Source organism: Streptomyces sp. GbtcB7, from assembly GCF_019091445.1.
Taxonomy (GTDB): domain Bacteria; phylum Actinomycetota; class Actinomycetes; order Streptomycetales; family Streptomycetaceae; genus Streptomyces; species Streptomyces mirabilis.
In genome coordinates this window covers 479,542-496,709 of the sequence record NZ_JAGXJM010000001.1, presented here as the reverse complement: position 1 = coordinate 496,709, position 17,168 = coordinate 479,542, and the positions used below count along the sequence as shown (strand labels likewise).

The 17,168-nt window shown below is 72.0% G+C and carries 17 protein-coding genes; 9 read left to right on the top strand and 8 right to left on the bottom strand.

Going from position 1 to position 17,168, the window contains the following annotated elements; all coding sequences use genetic code 11:
* Positions 1–26 precede the first annotated feature (26 nt).
* Together yaaA and eda are read left to right on the top strand one after the other, a co-directional pair.
* Positions 27–809 (top strand): peroxide stress protein YaaA, encoded by a 783-nt coding sequence (gene yaaA, locus KVT44_RS02235; RefSeq protein WP_217565863.1) that lies wholly within the window; start codon positions 27–29, stop codon positions 807–809.
* 86 nt (positions 810–895) lie between these two features.
* On the top strand, positions 896–1,546 hold the full coding sequence (gene eda, locus KVT44_RS02230) for a bifunctional 4-hydroxy-2-oxoglutarate aldolase/2-dehydro-3-deoxy-phosphogluconate aldolase (protein ID WP_217565862.1): 651 nt from the start codon (positions 896–898) through the stop codon (positions 1,544–1,546).
* Here the strand turns inward: eda and KVT44_RS02225 are convergent.
* Positions 1,530–2,576: an NAD(P)-dependent alcohol dehydrogenase gene (locus KVT44_RS02225; protein WP_217565861.1), complete on the bottom strand. Its 1,047-nt coding sequence runs from the start codon at positions 2,574–2,576 to the stop codon at positions 1,530–1,532. The two genes, eda and KVT44_RS02225, sit on opposite strands and share 17 nt — an antisense overlap.
* Positions 2,577–2,691: 115 nt before the next feature.
* Here KVT44_RS02225 and KVT44_RS02220 point away from each other — a divergent pair, with 115 nt between their 5' ends.
* Positions 2,692–3,501 carry a helix-turn-helix domain-containing protein gene (locus tag KVT44_RS02220; protein ID WP_217565860.1) on the top strand — a complete coding sequence of 270 codons (810 nt, stop codon included), beginning with the start codon at positions 2,692–2,694 and terminating at the stop codon, positions 3,499–3,501.
* An 18-nt stretch (positions 3,502–3,519) separates the two neighbouring features.
* Here KVT44_RS02220 and KVT44_RS02215 read toward each other — a convergent pair whose 3' ends face one another.
* Genes KVT44_RS02215 through KVT44_RS02205 form a run of 3 tightly spaced genes read right to left on the bottom strand, consistent with a single transcriptional unit; the run spans position 3,520 to position 6,353 of the window.
* Positions 3,520–4,743, bottom strand: a complete 1,224-nt coding sequence (locus KVT44_RS02215) for a bifunctional RNase H/acid phosphatase (protein ID WP_217565859.1) — start codon at positions 4,741–4,743, stop codon at positions 3,520–3,522.
* 12 nt (positions 4,744–4,755) lie between these two features.
* On the bottom strand, positions 4,756–5,499 hold the full coding sequence (locus KVT44_RS60515) for a zinc ribbon domain-containing protein (protein ID WP_099922958.1): 744 nt from the start codon (positions 5,497–5,499) through the stop codon (positions 4,756–4,758).
* Positions 5,496–6,353 carry a Nif3-like dinuclear metal center hexameric protein gene (locus tag KVT44_RS02205; protein WP_060899938.1) on the bottom strand — a complete coding sequence of 286 codons (858 nt, stop codon included), beginning with the start codon at positions 6,351–6,353 and terminating at the stop codon, positions 5,496–5,498. The genes KVT44_RS60515 and KVT44_RS02205 overlap by 4 nt, the downstream gene beginning before the upstream one ends.
* A 357-nt stretch (positions 6,354–6,710) precedes the next feature.
* Here KVT44_RS02205 and KVT44_RS02200 point away from each other — a divergent pair, with 357 nt between their 5' ends.
* The 3 genes from KVT44_RS02200 to KVT44_RS02190 all read left to right on the top strand — a co-directional run bounded on the left by KVT44_RS02200 (position 6,711) and on the right by KVT44_RS02190 (position 9,353).
* A complete protein-coding gene (locus KVT44_RS02200; protein WP_254648891.1) occupies positions 6,711–7,895 on the top strand; it encodes a hypothetical protein in 1,185 nt (394 codons plus the stop codon).
* Between the two features lie 62 nt (positions 7,896–7,957).
* Positions 7,958–8,125, top strand: a complete 168-nt coding sequence (locus tag KVT44_RS02195) for a hypothetical protein (protein ID WP_177323982.1) — start codon at positions 7,958–7,960, stop codon at positions 8,123–8,125.
* A 298-nt stretch (positions 8,126–8,423) separates the two neighbouring features.
* On the top strand, positions 8,424–9,353 hold the full coding sequence (locus tag KVT44_RS02190; RefSeq protein WP_217565858.1) for a helix-turn-helix transcriptional regulator: 930 nt from the start codon (positions 8,424–8,426) through the stop codon (positions 9,351–9,353).
* A 12-nt stretch (positions 9,354–9,365) separates the two neighbouring features.
* Here the strand turns inward: KVT44_RS02190 and KVT44_RS02185 are convergent, their stop codons facing one another.
* From KVT44_RS02185 to KVT44_RS02175, 3 genes are all read right to left on the bottom strand, one after another.
* Entirely contained in the window at positions 9,366–10,304 is a 939-nt protein-coding gene (locus tag KVT44_RS02185) for a 3-oxoacyl-ACP reductase (protein ID WP_217565857.1), read from the bottom strand.
* A gap of 71 nt (positions 10,305–10,375) precedes the next feature.
* Positions 10,376–11,452 carry a Zn-dependent alcohol dehydrogenase gene (locus tag KVT44_RS02180; protein ID WP_190168613.1) on the bottom strand — a complete coding sequence of 359 codons (1,077 nt, stop codon included), beginning with the start codon at positions 11,450–11,452 and terminating at the stop codon, positions 10,376–10,378.
* Between the two features lie 45 nt (positions 11,453–11,497).
* Positions 11,498–12,355, bottom strand: a complete 858-nt coding sequence (locus tag KVT44_RS02175; protein WP_217565856.1) for a MaoC/PaaZ C-terminal domain-containing protein — start codon at positions 12,353–12,355, stop codon at positions 11,498–11,500.
* Between the two features lie 254 nt (positions 12,356–12,609).
* On the opposite strand from KVT44_RS02175, the gene KVT44_RS02170 reads away from it, so the two are divergent.
* The 3 genes from KVT44_RS02170 to KVT44_RS02160 are packed head-to-tail and all read left to right on the top strand — an operon-like array spanning position 12,610 to position 15,550.
* Complete coding sequence (locus KVT44_RS02170) at positions 12,610–13,521, top strand: ABC transporter ATP-binding protein (RefSeq protein WP_217565855.1); 912 nt, start codon at positions 12,610–12,612, stop codon at positions 13,519–13,521.
* Positions 13,521–14,240 carry an ABC transporter permease gene (locus KVT44_RS02165; RefSeq protein WP_217565854.1) on the top strand — a complete coding sequence of 240 codons (720 nt, stop codon included), beginning with the start codon at positions 13,521–13,523 and terminating at the stop codon, positions 14,238–14,240. Before KVT44_RS02170 ends, KVT44_RS02165 begins: the two co-directional genes overlap by 1 nt.
* A 29-nt stretch (positions 14,241–14,269) precedes the next feature.
* Positions 14,270–15,550, top strand: coding sequence for a sensor histidine kinase (locus tag KVT44_RS02160; RefSeq protein ID WP_217565853.1), 1,281 nt, complete (start codon positions 14,270–14,272; stop codon positions 15,548–15,550).
* On the opposite strand, the gene KVT44_RS02155 is transcribed toward KVT44_RS02160, so the two are convergent.
* Positions 15,528–17,042, bottom strand: a complete 1,515-nt coding sequence (locus tag KVT44_RS02155) for an alpha-L-arabinofuranosidase B (RefSeq protein ID WP_308313892.1) — start codon at positions 17,040–17,042, stop codon at positions 15,528–15,530. The genes KVT44_RS02160 and KVT44_RS02155 overlap by 23 nt on opposite strands.
* Positions 17,043–17,168 lie beyond the last annotated feature (126 nt).

Sequence of the window (17,168 nt, the reverse complement as noted above, 5' to 3'; positions counted from 1 at the left end):
ACACCCACCGTTAGGAGAACACCACCGTGCTCGTGCTGCTGCCGCCTTCCGAGGGCAAGGCACCCTCCGGCCGGGGAACCGCGCTGAAGCTGGAGTCGCTATCCCTGCCCGGGCTCACCGAGGCACGTCGGGCGGTCCTCGACGAGCTGGCCGAGCTGTGCGCCGGCGACGAGGAGAAGGCCCGCGAGGTGCTCGGACTGAGCGAGGGCCTGCGCGGCGAGATCGCCAAGAACACGGAGTTGCGCAGCGCGGGCGCGCGCCCGGCCGGGGAGATCTACACGGGGGTGCTGTACGACGCCCTGGACCTGGCCTCGCTGGACACGGCGGCCAAGCGGCGCGCGAGCCGCTCGCTGCTGGTCTTCTCCGGGCTGTGGGGCGCGGTCCGGGTGACGGACAGGATCCCGTCGTACCGCTGCTCGATGGGGGTGAGGCTGCCGGGGCTCGGGGCGCTGGGCGCGCACTGGCGTACGCCGATGGCCGCCGCGCTCCCCGAGGCGGCCGGCGACGGGCTGGTGCTCGACCTGCGGTCCTCGGCGTACACGGGCGCGTGGAAGCCGAAGGGCGGGGTGGCCGGGCGGACGGCGACGGTCCGGGTGCTGCACGCACCCACCCGGAAGGTGGTCAGCCACTTCAACAAGGCGACGAAGGGGCGGATCGTACGGAGTCTGCTGGCGGCGGGCGCCGCGCCGGCCGATCCGGCGGAGCTGGTGGAGACCTTGCGGGACCTGGGGTACGAGGTGGAGGTGCAGGCGCCCGCGCGGGCGGGGACGGCCTGGGCGCTGGATGTGCTGGTGAACGAGGTGCACTAGAAGTGCGCTAGAGGTGCACTAGAGATGCTGTTGCAACATGCGCAACGCTCTTTGCGCATGTTGCACGACGAGGGCACGATGAGGCCATGAGCTCACCGTTGCCCTCGGTTCCCGACGCCTCCGTGCTGGATCTCGCCCCCGTGGTTCCCGTCGTCGTGGTGAACGAGGTCGAGGACGCCGTACCCCTGGCTGCGGCACTCGTCGCGGGTGGGCTGCCCGCGATAGAGGTGACCCTGCGGACGCCCTGCGCGCTCGACGCCATCCGGGCGATCGCGGACGGGGTGCCGGGCGCGGTGGTCGGCGCGGGCACCGTCATCACGCCGACGCAGGTGACGGAGTGCGTGGCCGCGGGCGCCCGGTTCCTGGTCAGTCCCGGCTGGACCGACGTACTGCTCGACGCCATGAAGGCGTCCGGGGTGCCGTTCCTGCCGGGGGTGTCCACGACCTCGGAGGTGGTGGCGCTGCTGGAGCGCGGGGTGCGGGAGATGAAGTTCTTCCCGGCGCAGGCGGCGGGCGGCACGGCGTACCTCAGGTCGCTCGCCGGACCGCTGCCGCAGGCCAGGTTCTGCCCGACCGGCGGTATCGGCCCCACCTACGCGCCGGACTACCTCGCCCTCCCCAACGTCGGCTGCGTGGGCGGGACATGGATGCTTCCCGAGGACGCGATCGCCGCGAAGGACTGGGGGCGTGTGGAGAGCCTGGCGCGCGAGGCGGCCGCGCTCAGGCCACGCGGATGACGACCTTGCCGAAGGCCACGCCGGACTCGTAGTACCGGAACGCCTCGTGGACCTCGTCGAAGCCGAAGACCCGGTCGACGACCGGGCGGGTGCCGTGCAGGGTGAGGGCCCCCGGGGGTCTGGGGGTGTCCCCCAGAAAACGCAGCATGGACTCGAAGTGAGTACGGCTGCCGACGAAGAGCCGCCGCATCGTCACCAGGCTCGACGCGAGCGCGTCCGTCGTGATCTCCAGGGAGGCCTTGCGCGGGCTGTTGGCGCTGACCAGGACGATCCTGCCGTAGAGGGCCGAGGCGCGGACCGACTGCTCGATCGTCTCCGGGCCCACGGTCTCGACGACGAGGTCCACGCCGCGCCCGCCCGTGAGGTCGCGGACCGTCTGTCCCCATGCGGGGTGGTCGGCGTACCGCACGACGTGGTCGGCGCCCAGGGCCTTGAGCCGCTCGGCCTTCTCCGGACTCGATGTCGTGGCGACGACCTCGGCGCCCAACAGCTTCGCGAACTGCACGGCGAACAGCGAGAGCGCGCCCGTGCCGAGTGTCAGCACCGTCTCGCCGGGGACCACCGCGTCACCGCCGGTCAGCGCGTGCCAGGCCGTGACGCCCGCGCAGGGCAGGCAGGCGGCCTCCTCCCAGCCGAGGTGGTCGGGCACCCGCACCGCCGCGTTCTCGTCGAGGCGTGCGTACTCGGTGAGCATGCCCGGCAGGGTGGCGCCGGGCTGGTCGATCAGCGCGGGCGTGATCCTGCCGTCGATCCACTTGGGGAAGTACGTGCTCGCCACCCGGTCCCCGACCGCGAACCGGGTCACCTCCGCGCCCACCGCGACGACTTCGCCCGCTCCGTCACTCAGCGGGATCACGTCCGGCACGGCCTTCAGCGGATAGGTACCGTTCAGGATCAGCAGATCGCGCTTGTTGAGGGAGACGGCGCGGACGCGGACGAGGATGTCGCGGGGGCCGGGCTCGGGGCGGTCCGTCTCGCGCGGGGCGATGCCGTCGACGGTGCCGGGCGTTTCGAGGTGGTAGGCGCGCATGTCGGCTCCCTGGGGTGTGCTCCGTGGATGCGTCCATGCTGTTCGGACGGGGTACGCCGCTCAATTCCCCGTGAGGTATGGCGGGACTGTCGTACCCGTGACGTACAACTGAGCCATGACCATCAGCACCGCCGCCTCGGTGACCGAACCCCCGCCCTTCGCCCGGGAGCTGCTGCGCTGGCGCACCGCGCGCCGGGTCAGTCAGCTGGAGCTCGCCTCGCGGGCGGGGACGACCCAGCGGTACGTCAGTTTCATCGAGCGCGGACGGTCGGTGCCCGGCAGGGAGATCGTGATCCGGCTCGCCGAGTCGCTCGGCCTGACGCTGCGGGAGCGCAACTCGCTGCTGCTGGCGGCCGGTTACGCGCCCGCGTTCGCGGAGTCACCGCTCGACGCGGTCGCGCTGAAGCCCGTACGGGAGGCGTTGGACAGCATCCTCGAAGGGCATCTGCCCTATCCGGCGGTGGTGGCGGGGCCGCGGGGTGAACTCGTCGCGGCGAACGAGGCGTTCGACGTGCTCACCGAGGGCGCGGACCCGGCGCTGCTCGCGCCGCCCGTCAATGTGCTGCGGCTCGCGCTGCATCCGCGCGGGATGGGTTCGCGGGTGGTGAACCTGGACGCGTGGGGGCAGCACATCGTGGAGAACCTGCGGGCCCGTGCCGTGCGCAGTCCCGATCCCCGACTCGCCTACCTGACCGAGGAGTTGGCGGACTACGTACCGGCGAGTGAGCCCGGCGCCGACTATCTGGGATTCGCCGTGCCGCTGCGACTGCGGTGCGCGGAGGGCGAGTTGAGGCTGCTCACCACGCTGACGTCGTTCGCGACCGCGGTCGACGTGACGCTCGCCGAGCTCCACCTGGAGGCGTTCCTGCCGGCGGACCGGGAGACCGCGGAGATCCTGCGGGCCCGGGCGGCTCGGCGCGGGTGATCTCCGGGCCCGGGGCGCTCAGCGCAGGTGAGAGGTGTCGTTGAAGAGGCGCAGGCTGGCGTTGCCGTCCGCGTAGTACGCCACCGCCGACAGGGAGGCCGCGGACAGCTCCATCCGGTACAGGGATTCCGGCGGGGCACCGATCGCGAGCCGTACGAGGCTCTTGATCGGGGTGACATGGCTGACGAGCAGGACGGTGCGGCCCGCGTAGGAGGCGATGAGCTTGTCGCGGGTGGTGGCGATACGGCGGGCGGTCGCCGCGAAGCTCTCGCCGCCGCCGGTCGGTTCGGCCTTCGGGGAGGCGAGCCAGGTCTTCAGGTCCTCGGGGTACCGCTCCTGCACCTCGGCGAAGGTCAGGCCTTCCCAGGCGCCGAAGTCCGTCTCGCGCAGGCCGTCCTCGATGGCGACGTCCAGTCCCAGGCGGGCGGCGACGGCGGCGGCGGTCTGGCGGGTACGGGTGAGCGGCGACGCCACGATCGCCTGGACGGTGCCGCGTGCGGCCAGCGCGGCGGCGACGCGCTCGGCCTGTTCCCGGCCCACGTCCGAGAGCGACGGGTCGGTGCCGCCGCTGCCGGAGAAACGCTTCTGGGGGGTGAGGGGGGTCTCGCCGTGGCGCAGGAGCACGAAGGTGGTGGGGGCGCCCATGTCGGGGGTCGCGCCCCAGCCGGTCGACGGGGCCGGTGTGGCCACGTTGCGGGCGGCCCGTGCGTCGTCCTCGGTCTTCGCGGCTTCGCCGCGGGGTGACGGGGCGGAGGCGGGAGTCGTCGGAGTGCGGGGCTGTGGGGGCTGGTCGCGCAGTTCCCCGCGCCCCTCACGGGGCGACCACTGATCGCCCCGCTTGCCCGCGTCCATCGCCTCGTTGGCCAGTCGGTCCGCGTGCTTGTTCTGTTCGCGCGGAATCCACTCGTAGGTGATCCGGTCGGGCGGGAAGACGCGGGCCGCCTCCGCGGCCAGGGGCTTCATGTCCGGGTGCTTGATCTTCCAGCGGCCGGACAGCTGCTCGACGACGAGCTTGGAGTCCATCCGGACCCGGACGCGCGCGGTCGGGTCCAGTTCGTGGGCGGCGCGCAGGCCCGCCACCAGGCCCCGGTACTCGGCGACGTTGTTGGTGGCGATGCCGATGTACTCGGCACGCTCCGCCAGCGTCTCCCCCGTGACCGCGTCGATGACCACGGCGCCGTACCCCGCGGGTCCCGGGTTGCCCCGGGAACCGCCGTCGGCCTCGACGATGAACTCCCGCACGCCCCGCGCCCCTTACAGACCGGACTCGGACGTACGCACCAGGATGCGGCGGCAGTTCTCGCAGCGCAGCACGGTGTCCGGGGAGGCCGCCTTCACGTCGTTGACCTCGGTGATGTTGAGCTCGAGGCGGCAGCCCTCGCAACGGCGCTGGTAGAGCCGGGCGGCGCCGACGCCGCCCTGCTGCTGGCGCAGCTTGTCGTAGAGCTTCAGCAGGTCGGCGGGGACGGAGGCCGCGACGACCTCGCGCTCCTTCGTCGCCGAGGCGGTCTCGCCGTCGAGGGACTCGAAGGCGGCGTCCCGGCGACCGGTCGCGTCGTCGATCTTCGACTGCACGGAAGAGGTCCGCTCGGTCAGCTCGGCGACCCGCTCCTGCGCGGACTCGCGGCGCTCCATGACCTCGAGGACGACGTCCTCCAGGTCGCCCTGCCGCTTGGCGAGGGAGGTGATCTCGCGCTGGAGGTTCTCCAGGTCCTTGGGGGAGGTGACGGCACCGGAGTCCAGGCGCTGCTGGTCGCGGTTGGCGCGCTGGCGCACCTGGTCCACGTCCTGCTCGGCCTTGGTCTGCTCGCGGGCGCAGTCGCTCTCCTCGGTCTGCGCGGCGACGAGCAGGTCGCGCAGCTGAGTGAGGTCCTTGTTCAGCGACTCGATCTCGGCGTGCTCGGGAAGGGACCTCCGCTTGTGCGCGAGCTGCTGCAGGCGTACGTCGAGGGCCTGGACGTCGAGAAGTCGGATCTGGTCGGCGGGCGCGGCGTTCAGTTGGGGGCTCCCATTGCGTTAGGTGTTTCGGTGGACGCCGCGTGGGCGGTCCAGGGGTCGGTGACCGTCTTGGAGACGTGGACCCGCAGGCCCCATCCCTTGCGGTCGGAGATCTCGTCGAGCTGGGCGGCGGCCAGCTCGCACCAGGGCCACTCGGTGGCCCAGTGCGCCGCGTCGAGCAGCGCGAGAGGACTGTGGGCGCGGGCCTCTGATGCCGGGTGGTGGCGCAGGTCCGCGGTGAGGAAGGCGTCGACGCCGGCGGCACGCACGTCGTCGAAGAGGCTGTCGCCGGAGCCGCCGCTGACCGCGACGGTCCGTACGACCGCCTCCGGGTCACCGGCGACGCGGATGCCCTGCGCGGTGGCGGGCAGTCGCCCGGCGGCGCGCGCGGCGAGTTCACGGACGGTCAGCGGGTGGTCCAGCTCACAGACGCGGCCGAGGCCGCGGCGGCCCTCGGGGTCGGTGGGGTCCGGCACGAGCGGCCGTACGACCCGGAGGTCGAGCGCCCCGGCGAGGGCGTCGCTGACTCCCGGGTCGGCGCGGTCGGCGTTGGTGTGGGCGACGTGCAGCGCGATGTCGTTCTTGATGAGGGTGTGCACGACCCGGCCCTTGAAGGTGTCGGCCGCGACCGTCGTCGTCCCGCGCAGATAGAGCGGATGGTGGGTGACCAGCAGGTTCGCGCCCAGCTTCACCGCTTCGTCGACGATTTCCCGAACGGGGTCGACGGCGAACAGGACGCGGGTGATCTCCTGGTCCGGCTCGCCGCACACGGTGCCGACCGCGTCCCATCCCTCGGCCCTCTCGGGGGGCCAGAGGGTGTCGAGCGCGGCGATGACTTCAGACAGACGGGGCACGGGGAAAGGCTACCTGGCTCGGGCCGGTGCCCCACCGGTCGCGGGCGGGTCCCGGGGCGCGCCACCAGGGGTCCCGGCGGCGGGCGGCCCTTGATGATCCGGGCCCCACCCCCTTCTCCCGGCACCGTTCAGCACACGCATCCCCGTTCCCTCAGGCGAATCGCGGCACGGCCACCCTTATGTGTGAAGCGCCCGCCCGCCGGTCCCACGTCTGTGCGTGCGAAAACTAGCTTCGTCGCCGGAGGTGACCGAACGATGACGGCCTGTGCCACCGAGCCTGCGGCGGAACCCGGGGACGAGCGGGCCACTCGCCCCACGGATGCGACCGCCCGCCCCGCGGATGCGATCGCCCGCCCCATGGATGTGATCGCCCGCCCCGCCTGTGTGATCGCCGCGGACGGAACCTACGCGGCCCGTCTCGCCCTCGACGGCGAGTGCTGGTTCCCCGAGCGCTGGACGCTGGACGGCCCCGAGCCCTACGCCGTACCGCTGCCGTCCCACCAGCCGGAGGAGCCCGGCACCGAGGTGCTGCCGATGTCCGACGGGCGGGTGCTGATCCACCGCGTCGCGGACGGGCGGCACACGTTCTCGCTGCTGTACCCGACCGGGCCCGGCACCGGGGAACTGCTCCTCGGTGCGGTGGAGTGCCACGACGAGGACACCCCGCTGTGGCTGCTGCCGCCCGCGCCGGACGGGGAGCACGCGTACGCCCTCGCCGCGGGCCGCGGCTCCACGGCGGTGTGGCTGGTGGCGGGCGGGGCGTTCGGGCCCGAGCACCTGGCCGAGGTGCCGGGCCGCTGTTCGGGCGGGGTCTGGCTGGACGGCACGGGGCGCCTGCTGGCCCTGGACCGCCACCAGGACGGCCGCACCAAGACGGTGGTCGTCGACCTGGGGCGCGGCGGTGAAGTAACGCCACTGCTGCAGATCGCCGAGGACAGCGACGACCGGCTGCTGCTCGCGGACGCCGACAGCGGACTGCTGCTGGTCCGCTCCGACGCGCCGTCCCCGGGCCACGACCGCCTCGGCTGGGGGGTCCTCGGCAGCACCCTGCCGATCCGCTTCCCCGACTGTCTGCGCGCCACCGACTGCACGGTGACGCCGTTCGCGATCCAGCCGGGGCAGGTACTGACGCCGGAGCGCTGCGCGGTGGCCCTGCGCATCGACGGGCCGGCCGGCAGCTGGGTGGGGGTGTGGCGGCCGATCGAACGCCAGGTCCACCATCTCGCGGCCCCGGAGGGCTGGTTGGCGGGCACGGGCCTGTGGACCAGGGAGGGGGTCCTCCAACTGCCGTACGCGACGGGAGTGGTGCCGTGTGGGGTGACGAAGGTGACGGCACCCGCCGCCGCGATGACGGCGGAGGCACCCCCTCCGCCGGAACGGCCCCCGGCGCGCCCGGTCCCCCTCCAACAGGCACCGCTGAGCGGGCAGTCCCCCGTGAAGAGGCGGCCCCTTTCCGCCCGCCCGGCACCCGAGGACGAGGCCTTCCGGGCCGACGGGGGGCCCGGGGGCGAGAACAGGTCACCCGCCCCCGTTCCCGCGTGAGCGACCGGTTAGAATCCCCCGGCTACAAAGAAGGATCTTGTTGACGGGGTGAACACTTCCACATGAGCGAAACCAGCACCATGGAACCGCCGGCCACCGACGCCCACGAGGCGACGGCCCAGGACGAAGGCCACGGCAAGCACCGCGGCCCGGTCTCCGGCCGGGACGACGAGGCGACCCCCCACGGCCGCCACCGCAAGCCGTCCGACCAGCAGAACACATCGGCCTGACGGTAAGCAGAACCAGCGATACGGCCCCGCTCGCGCTCGGCGCGAGCGGGGCCGTTCTGTGTGGGGCTCCCCCGATCCCCACGTGCGGGTGACGTCCTCTTGTCGGAGTCCAGCTTTCCGGGACACGCCGATGATCCTGTCCGAGACCACCAGCCGCCTCGAACGCGGGCTGCGGGGCGAGCTGAGCGCCCTCGCCGTGCTCGACCCTCCCCCATAGCCTTAAGGGCATGGGGGGGACCCCCCCTCCCCAGGTGCTGCTGGACGCCGTACCGGCCGATGTGTGGTGCGGGGTCGTCGCATGCGGCGGCTCTTCGAGATCGAGCACGTGGAGCTGGACGACGTCGACAACCTGCGGGCGTTGACCCGGCGTTCGGGCAAGGTGAGCCTGCTCAGCAGATCGACCGACGGACGGCTGGACGAGAGCAAGTACTACCGGGAGATCCTCCGACCTCTCGGCCTCACCGACGAGTTACGGATCCTGCTGCGCCACGGACCGTGCACCTGGGGCCTGCTGGTGCTGTGCCGTGACGCGCACACCCGCCCCTTCTCCGCGGCCGAGCACGCCGTCGCCGAGGCCGTGAGCGTGCCCGCGTGCGCCGCGCTGCGCCGCTCGCTGCTGCTGCCCGGCGTGGACTGCGGACCGCTGCCGGACGCGCCCGGCTGGGTGGTGCTCGACGGCGACCTCGGCATCCGCTCGATGTCACCGACCGCGCAGCACTGGCTCGACCAGCTCCAGGAGCGGCACGCGCCCGGGCGCGGCGAAGGGGGCCCCTACCTGCTGCGGGTGCTGGCCGTGCAGGCCCGGGGCGAACAGGCCGGCGCCGGCGCGCACGTCCGGGCGCCCACGGGCACCGGCCGGTGGATCTCCCTGCGGGCCTGGCCCCTCGAACAGGGCGGTGAGCCGACCGTGGTGGTCTCCGTCGGCCCCACCGAGCCCGCCGAGCTGACCGCGCTGGTCCTGGATGTGTACGGGTTGTCGCCGCGGGCCCGGGAGATCGCCCAGCACGTCCTGCTGGGCCGTTCGACGAGCGAGATCGCCGGGCACCTCGGGGTCTCCGAGTACACGGTGCAGGACCATTTGAAGCAGGTCTTCGGCAAGGTGGGGGTGCGCAGTCGTCGCGAGCTGGTCGCCGAACTGTTCTTCCGGCACTACTTGCCCCAGCTGGCACACCCGCCCCTGTCGACCGACGGCCGACTGCTCAGCCCGGAGCACGACGGCCAGGGGTAGCTGTCGGGCGAGCTAGGGGTGCTTGAGTCCCAGTACCTCCGCCGCCGCGAACGTCTCTCCCGGTGGCCGCTCCGCGTAGTACGGGCCGAGCAGTGCGTCGAGTTCGTCGTAGGTGAAGGCGTCCTGCTTGGTGTCGAACTTGGCGGCCACCCGCGGCCGTTCGACGACCGCGACCATGCCGCCGTGCACGACGAGCAGTTGTCCGTTGACGTGCGCGGCGGCCGGCGAGGCCAAGTAGCCGACGAGGGGCGCGACATGCTCGGGGGCGAGGGGATCGAGGCCCTGCTCGGGCACCGCGAACCCGTGGAACACGTCCTCGGTCATCCGGGTCCGGGCGCGCGGGCAGATGACGTTGGCCGTCACGCCGTACTTCGCGAGCGCCAGCGCGGTCGAGGTCGTCAGCCCGACGATCCCGCCCTTGGCCGCCGCGTAGTTGGGCTGTCCCGCCGAGCCCGCGAGGAACGCCTCCGAGGAGGTGTTCACGATCCGCCCGTACACCGGCCCGTCCGCCGCCTTGGACCGCGCCCGCCAGTGCGCGGACGCGAAGTGGGTCGTGTTGAAGTGCCCCTTCAGATGCACGCGGATGACGGAGTCCCACTCGTCCTCGGACATCGAGAAGACCATCCGGTCGCGCAGGATGCCCGCGTTGTTGACGAGGACGTCCAGCTTCCCGAACTCGCCGATCGCCAGGTCGACCAGCTCGCGGGCCCGTTCATGGTCGGAGACGTCCCCGGTGTGGGCGAGGGCGCGACCGCCCGCGGCGCGGATCTCGGCGGCGACCTCCTCGGCGGGGGTGGCCGAGGCCGCGCCGGAGCCGTCCCGCCCGGGCTGCCCGTAGTCGTTGACGACGACGGCGGCACCCAGGCGGGCCAGCTCCAGCGCCTCGGTCCGGCCGAGCCCGCGCCCCGCGCCGGTGACGATCGCGACGAGCCCTTCAAGTGGCAGTGACATCGAAGTCCTCAGCAATCGTGGCGGCGGTCGTGGGGGCAGTCGTGGGGGTCAGGTGGCAGCAGCCGTGGGGGTCAGATCTCGATGCACGTACGCAGCGCGGTTCCCGTCCGCATCTGGTCCAGCGCCTCGTTGATCCCGGACAGCGGCACCCTGTGGGTGATCAGGCTCTCCAGGTCGATGCGGCCCGCGCGCCACAGAGCGACCGTCCGCTCGTACGACCGCAGAACGTCTCCGCCGCCGTACATGGACGGCAGGATCCGCTTCTCGTCGAAGAACAGCTCGAACATGTTCAGCTGCAGGAAGTCGTCCATGGCGCCCGCGCCGACGATGACGAGGGTGCCGCCGCGGCGGGTGTTCTCGTACGCGGTGCGGGCGGTGGCGGAGCGGCCGACGACCTCGAAGACGTAGTCGAAGCCCTCGCCGCCGGTCACCGACTGCTTCGCGCCCGGGAGTTCGTCGGGCGAGACCGCCTTCGTCGCGCCGAACCGCAGCGCGGCCTCCCGGCGCGAGGCGACCGGGTCGACGGCGACGATCTCGGCGGCGCCCTTGAGGCGCGCGCCCTGGATCGCGGAGATGCCGACGCCCCCGCAGCCGATCACGGCGACCGAGGAACCGGCCGCCACGTCCGCGGTGTTGAGGGCGGCGCCGAGGCCGGTCGTCACTCCGCAGCCGATGAGGGCCGCGATGTCGAAGGGCACGTCGTCCGGGATCGGCACGGCGGAGCCCGCGTCGACCACGACCTCCTCGGTGAAGGTGCCGGTCCCGGCGAAGCCGAAGACGTCTCCGCCGGGGCGCCTGAAGTTGGGCGTGCCGGCGTTCATGAAGCCGGCCAGGCACAGCTGGCTCTGGCCGCGCTTGCAGGCGGGACAGACGCCGCAGGCGGGCAGCCAGCAGACGACGACCCGGTCGCCGGGCTTGAGATGGGTGACGCCCTCGCCGACCTCGACGATCTCCCCGGCGCCTTCGTGGCCGGGTACGAACGGCGCGGGCTGCGGCAGTACGCCGCTCATCGCGGACAGGTCGGAGTGGCACAGCCCGGTGGCCCGTACCCGGATCCGCACCTTGCCCGGCCCGAAGCCCACCGCCTCGATGTCGTCGAGGACTTCCAGCTTGTCCTGGCCTATCTCGTGCTGTACGGCTGCGCGCATGGTGCGGCTCCCCTCGACAACGGGCTGGTCGACTGTGTTCTGGGCTCAGGAGTGTGTGACGACGGTGTCGGCGAGAACCGGCGCGTCGTCCCGCTCGACGGCGCTCACGGCCACCCGGACGCCGCTTTCCCGCCGCCACATACGGATGCGCAGGGTCTCCCCCGGGTACACGACCCCGGCGAAGCGCGTGGTGTACGAGCGGACGCGCGCCACGTCCCCGCCGAGCAGCGTGTCGACGACCGCCTTGAGCGTCATCCCGTACGTGCACAGCCCGTGCAGGATCGGCCGGTCGAACCCGGCGAGCTTGGCGAACTCGGGGTCGGCGTGCAGCGGGTTCCAGTCGCCGGAGAGCCGGTAGAGCAGCGCCTGCTCCTCGCGGACCGGGCGCTCGACGGTCCGGTCCGGCGCACCGGCGGGCTCCTCGAGGCGGGTGGAGGGGCCGCGGTCGCCGCCCCAGCCGCCCTCTCCCCGTACGAAGATCTGGGCGTCGTTCGTCCACAACGGTCCCTCGGCGTCGGCGACCTCGGTGCGCATGACCAGGACGGCCGCCTTGCCCTTGTCGTACACGGCGGCGATCCGCCCGGTGGCCAGGGCCTTGCCCTCGACCGGGATCGGGCGGTGCAGTTCGATGGTCTGGCCGCCGTGCAGGACGCGGGCGAGGTCGACGTCGACGCCGGGCATGGACAGGCCGCTGATCACTCCGGGGGAACCGGCGCCCGCGACGGTGGCGAAGCTCGGCAGGACGTGCAGCTTCGATTCGAGGGTGTAGCGCAGCTCGTCGGGATCCGTCGCCGGGACGCCCGCTCCGAGGCCGAGGTGGTAGAGCTGGACGTCCTTGCGGTCCCAGGTGATCTCACCGCTGCGGGGTTCGGCGGCGAGGGCCTTGGCGGCGTCGATGGGCATGGGGCTCCTGATCAGTAGCGCGAAAGACCTCGGTGCGGCCGTCCGCACCGTCGGCCGCACCGAGGTCGACACTGGCCGATCTAGAACGCGTTCCAGTCCGGCGACCCTTGTATAGCCCAGCACTCGGCAGTTGTGAAGGCTCCTGACGCCCTGTCAGGTCAACGGTCCGTCCGCCCGGCCGTGACATTTGTCCTGCCGGAGTCCGTACAAGCGCATCTGCCGGGCAAGGGCCGCGGATTCGTACCGTCTCAGACATGACACAGACAGGTGGGACAGAGCGTGCCGTGTCCTTCACGGGGGCGGTCAAGGCGTTCGGCGCGGTGCGCGCCGTGGACGGGGTGGATCTGGAGATCGGCCGCGGCGAGACGGTGGCGCTGCTGGGGCGCAACGGCGCGGGGAAGTCGACCACGATCTCCCTGCTGCTCGGTCTGAACGAGCCGGACGAGGGGACGGTCGCTCTCTTCGGCGGCCCCCCGGACGCGGCGGTGCGCGCCGGGCGGGTCGGCGCGATGCTTCAGGAGACCCGGCCGGTGCCCCGCGTGACCGTCCGTGAGCTGGTCTCCTTCGTCGCGGGCCGCTATCCCGCGCCGCTCCCGGTCGCCGACGCGCTGGAGCTCGCGGGGATCGAGGATCTGGCCGGGCGGCGCGTCGACCGGCTCTCCGGCGGACAGGCCCAGCGGGTGCGGTTCGCGGTGGCGCTCGCCGGGAACCCCGACCTGATCGTGCTCGACGAGCCGACGGCCGCGCTGGACGTGGAGGCGCGGCGCGCGTTCTGGGACTCGATGCGGTCCTATGCGCGGCGTGGCCACACCGTCCTGTTCTCGACGCACTATCTGGAGGAGGCCGACGCGCACGCCGACCGGATCCTCGTCATCGACCACGGCCGGCTCGTCGCCGACGGGACCGGCGAGCAGCTCAAGCGGTCGGTGGGCGGCAACCTGGTCTCCTTCGACCTCGCGGGCCGGGGCACCGAGGGGCTGACCCTGCTGCCCGGTGTGGTGTCGGTGGAGGTGCGCGGGGACCGGGCCCGGCTGCGCACCGACGACTCGGACGCGACGGTGCTCGCGCTGGCGGAGCTCGGTGCGGTCCGCGGTCTGGAGGTCGTCCCCGCGTCCCTGGACGACGCGTTCATGGCGCTCACCTCGCATGTTCTGGAGACGGTGTGATGCTGGACTATCTGCGCCTCGAAGTGCGCCGGACGCTGCGCGACACCGGCTTCGTCATCGGCGGCATCGCGATGCCCGTGATGATGTACCTCCTGTTCACCAACCTCGGTGACGGCGGTGACGGCGGCTGGAAGACCGGCTCGATGATCGGCATGGCCGCGTACGGGGCGGTGGGCTCGGCCCTGAACACCGGCGGCGGGGTCGCCGAGGACAGGGCGATCGGCTGGCTGCGGCAGCTGCGGGTGACCCCGATGACCCCGCGCGAGGTGGTGCTCGGGCGGACGCTGACCGGCTCGGTGACCGTGCTGCCCGCGATCGCCGCGGTGCTGGCGGCGGGCGGCCTGGTCAACGGCGTACGGCTGGAGGTCTGGCAGTGGGCCGCGGTCGCGGTGCTGCTGTGGCTCGGCTCGATACCCTTCACCCTGCTCGGCCTCGGCAACGGCTACCGGCTCACCGCGCAGACGACCGGTGTCGCGAACATGGTGTGCAACCTGGGGCTCTCGGTGGTCGGCGGTCTGTGGTTCCCGCTCACGCTCTTCCCGGGCTGGCTCCGGTCCCTGTCCGGCTTCACCCCTACGAACCGCATCGCCCAGCTCGGCGTGTCCGTCGCCGACGGCGACGCACCGGCGCTCGGCGCGGTGGCGGTTCTCACTGCTTGGCTACTGGTCTTCGGTTCGTACGCTGTGGTCTCGTACCGCAGGGCCGCGCGGACCATCTGAAGCGGACCGTCCGAAGGGGGAGCGGGGACATGTCCTGGATACGAGGGGTCACCTGCCAGGTGAAGGAGTGGCGGGCGGCGCGGGCACGCTGGCGGGCCGACATGGAACGCTTCAAGGTCGAGCAGCGGGCCGCCCGCAGGAGCGGCGGGAAGATGCCCGAGAACCCGGGCCCGCCACCCACCGGCTTCGCGCTGCTGCCGTGGCTGCTGATGGGGATGGGCGCCTTCTCCAACCTCCTCCAGGGCAAGACCGCGAACCCCTGGATCGGCGGCCTGGGTCTGCTCACCTTCAACTCCCTCTACATCTACGTGACGTTCCGCGCCTTCGTGAAGGAGGCCCGCGAGGCCCGCTCCACCAAGGTGGCGCTCGTCCTGATGGGCCTGGTCACCTGTGGGCTGGCCCTCGGGTACGGCGGCAGCTGGCTGTACTTCTTCCCGCTCCTCGGCCTGGCCACCGGCGCGGTGCTGCGGGGCCCGCGGCTCGGTCAGATCGGCCTCGGCCTGACCGCGCTGGCGGCGGTGGTCTCCTTCGTCCGGGCGGGCTGGGACGCGGTGAACGTCGCGTACGGCACCTTCCTTTCCACCATGGTGACGGCGGCGATCCTCTCCCTCTCCGAGGCGGTACGGGAGCTGCGCACCGCCCGCGAGGAGCTGGCCCGCCGTGCCGTGGAGAAGGAGCGCCTGCGCTTCTCCCGCGATCTGCACGACCTGCTCGGCCACACGCTCTCCGTCATCGTGGTGAAGTCGGAGGCGGCCCGTCGGCTGGCCCCGCGCGACCTGGACGCGGCCCTCACCCAGATCACGGACATCGAGTCCGTGGGCCGGCAGGCGCTGACCGAGATCCGCGAGGCGGTGACCGGCTACCGCGAGGGCAGCCTCACCACGGAACTGGACCGGGCCCGCTCCGCCCTGTCCGCGGCGAGCGTCGACCCCGTGGTCCGCCAGTCCGGCGCCCCGCTGACCCCGCAGAACGAGGCCCTGCTGGGCTGGGTGGTCCGGGAGGCGGTGACGAACGTCGTACGGCACAGCGGCGCGACCCGCTGCGAGATCACCGTCGAGGGCGTACCGGGCGGCCATGTCCGCCTGACCGTCACGGACGACGGCACCGGCACGGGCGCCCCAGAGACCGGTCCCGCCGAGGGTGTCGGCGGCACCGGTCTGAAGGGCCTGACGGAACGCCTCGCGGCGGCGGGCGGGTCGCTCAGGGCCGGCCCGTCGCCGCGCGGCGGCTTCACGGTGACCGCCGAACTCCCGGTGGAGGCGGCGGACTTGGCGTCCTCTTCGGTGGCTACGGCGCCCAGGGAGCCGTGACCGCCCAGCTCACGTCGTCCGTCCACGAGGTGGCGCTGTCGAAGGTGTTCGAGCCGCCGTCACTCGCTATGTAGACGTTGTAGTTGTAGTGCCGGAGATATCTCGTCGGGTAGTTGTACGAAGCGAACGAGGTCCCCGTCCCGCTCTTGCCGGTCCCGGCGCAGAACGTGGCGTCCTGTCTGAACTGCGTGGTGCCGGCCATGGGTTGTCGGTAGAGCTGGTAGTTGTAGTGCCGCAGGAAGTCGCCCGGGTAGTTCCGCGACTCGAAGGAGTAGCAGGACCTGTCGGCGAGGCCCCTGCGGACGATCCAGGTGGCGTCGCTCTTGTCGAGCGTCGAACTGCTCGACGTGATGGCCGAGATGACCGCCGCGTTGTTCTGGTGGCGGATGTAGTCGGTCGTGCAGCACGAGGTGGTCGCGCGCAGCGAGATCTCCGACCCGGCCGTCAGTGAGCCGGTGCTGCCGGTCGCACCGCCGTAGCCGACGGAGACGATGTTGGCCTGGACGGAGTTGTCGGCGGCGTCCGTCGGGATGCCCGAGGTCATGACGCCCTCGAAGAAGGACCCGATGGAGCCGTTGCTGTTGTCGCCGCCGGTGCCCAGGACGATCGCGCCCTCCTGATGCATGGGCGAGTAACCACTGGTGGTGGGTTCACCCCCGGAATAAGTGGTCGTGAGACCGCCCGATTGGGCGTTGCCGTATTTCAGCGCGAAATGGTCCTGCCCGTTGTTCTTCAGCAAAGCGGTCACGAACGGCATCGACCCGGTGCCGGTGTTCGACGTGTTCTTGCTGTAACCGGAGTCCGACTGGAACAGGCCGTTCTCCAGGTCGGCCTGCACCCAGGGGCCCTGGCCGTAACACGGCGAGAACCAGCACTCGGTGCCGAAGTTGATCGCGTCCATGTGGCCGTTGCCGGTGTCCTTGTTGTTGGTCTCGGCGTTGCCGTAGTCGAAGCAGCAGCTGCCGTTCACATGGGTACCGGAGGTCACCATGTACATCCCCTCGGCCGCCCCGTTGGTGGCCACGCCCGAGGTGGAGTTGTCCCGGTAGCCCATGCCGGCCGAGATCTCCAGGCCGTAGACCTGGTGGCCGCCGACGGTCACCGGCAGCGCGTCCGCGGGCGCCCCGACGTCGGCCGCGCCCGCCCCGCCCGCACCCTCGACGGTGAGGTCGTTGTGGCGCGCGGACTGGTCGTAGATCTTGGTGATGATGCAGGTGGTGCCGGAGCAGAAGGAGTCCTGTGCCGCCGAGTTCGCGTACCCGCCGGCCGCCAGGAGACCGATGTTCGCGGTGGCGCTGTCGGAGGCGCGCTGCACCTGGTAGAGCGAGCCGTTGTACGACGAGTAGAGCGCTCTGACGAGGCTGTGCGCGGCGACACAGGGTGTGCCCGCGGCGGCGTAGACGTCACAGGGCAGCGATCCCGCGGCGGTGGCCGCCGGGGTGCCGACAGCGAGCGCGACGACGGCCGCCAGCACCGACAGCACGGCCAGCACGGCGCTTCTCGGGCGCGACGATCTTGGTAACACAATGCACCTCTTCCGTTCCTGGTAGGACAGTGCGGGTACCCGGTCGAAATACCGGACATCGTTCGATCGAAATGCCGAACCATTCCCGGTCGA

Excerpts from the sequence above, each read along its gene's own strand:
- KVT44_RS02220 (WP_217565860.1), top strand. The coding sequence starts at position 2,692 with ATGACCATCAGCACCGCCGCCTCGGTGACCGAACCCCCGCCCTTCGCC.
- KVT44_RS02185 (WP_217565857.1), bottom strand. The coding sequence starts at position 10,304 with ATGTCACTGCCACTTGAAGGGCTCGTCGCGATCGTCACCGGCGCGGGG.
- KVT44_RS02225 (WP_217565861.1), bottom strand. The coding sequence starts at position 2,576 with ATGCGCGCCTACCACCTCGAAACGCCCGGCACCGTCGACGGCATCGCC.
- KVT44_RS02190 (WP_217565858.1), top strand. The coding sequence starts at position 8,424 with ATGCGGCGGCTCTTCGAGATCGAGCACGTGGAGCTGGACGACGTCGAC.
- KVT44_RS02165 (WP_217565854.1), top strand. The coding sequence starts at position 13,521 with ATGCTGGACTATCTGCGCCTCGAAGTGCGCCGGACGCTGCGCGACACC.
- KVT44_RS02180 (WP_190168613.1), bottom strand. The coding sequence starts at position 11,452 with ATGCGCGCAGCCGTACAGCACGAGATAGGCCAGGACAAGCTGGAAGTC.
- KVT44_RS02175 (WP_217565856.1), bottom strand. The coding sequence starts at position 12,355 with ATGCCCATCGACGCCGCCAAGGCCCTCGCCGCCGAACCCCGCAGCGGT.
- KVT44_RS02170 (WP_217565855.1), top strand. The coding sequence starts at position 12,610 with ATGACACAGACAGGTGGGACAGAGCGTGCCGTGTCCTTCACGGGGGCG.
- KVT44_RS02200 (WP_254648891.1), top strand. The coding sequence starts at position 6,711 with ATGGATGTGATCGCCCGCCCCGCCTGTGTGATCGCCGCGGACGGAACC.
- KVT44_RS02160 (WP_217565853.1), top strand. The coding sequence starts at position 14,270 with ATGTCCTGGATACGAGGGGTCACCTGCCAGGTGAAGGAGTGGCGGGCG.
- KVT44_RS02195 (WP_177323982.1), top strand. The coding sequence starts at position 7,958 with ATGAGCGAAACCAGCACCATGGAACCGCCGGCCACCGACGCCCACGAG.
- eda (WP_217565862.1), top strand. The coding sequence starts at position 896 with ATGAGCTCACCGTTGCCCTCGGTTCCCGACGCCTCCGTGCTGGATCTC.